This window comes from Salifodinibacter halophilus, assembly GCA_012999515.1.
Lineage (GTDB): Bacteria > Pseudomonadota > Gammaproteobacteria > Nevskiales > Salinisphaeraceae > Salifodinibacter > Salifodinibacter halophilus.
Genome location: JABEEB010000581.1, coordinates 1 through 245, shown reverse-complemented (window position 1 = coordinate 245; position 245 = coordinate 1). Strand labels below are relative to the sequence as shown.

Annotated in this window: 1 protein-coding gene; it reads left to right on the top strand. The window is 71.4% G+C overall.

Annotated features, from left to right (window positions below; all coding sequences use genetic code 11):
* Positions 1-245 (top strand): ATP-binding cassette domain-containing protein (locus HKX41_12910; protein ID NNC25035.1); only part of this gene is annotated, 245 nt, incomplete at both ends.

Here is a 245-nt window from a genome sequence, read left to right as displayed (position 1 = left end):
CGCGCCGGGATCGAGCGCGAGCAGGCCTCGCTGATGGAAGAACTGCAGATCGGCCACGTCGCCGACCAGCTCGGCGCCAGCCTGTCCGGCGGCGAGCGCCGGCGCGTGGAGATCGCCCGCGCCCTGGCCGCGCGGCCGCGGCTGATGCTGTTGGACGAACCCTTCGCCGGCGTCGACCCCATTTCGGTCGGCGAGATCCAGCGAATCGTGCGCCACCTCAAGAATCGCGGGATCGGGGTGCTGAT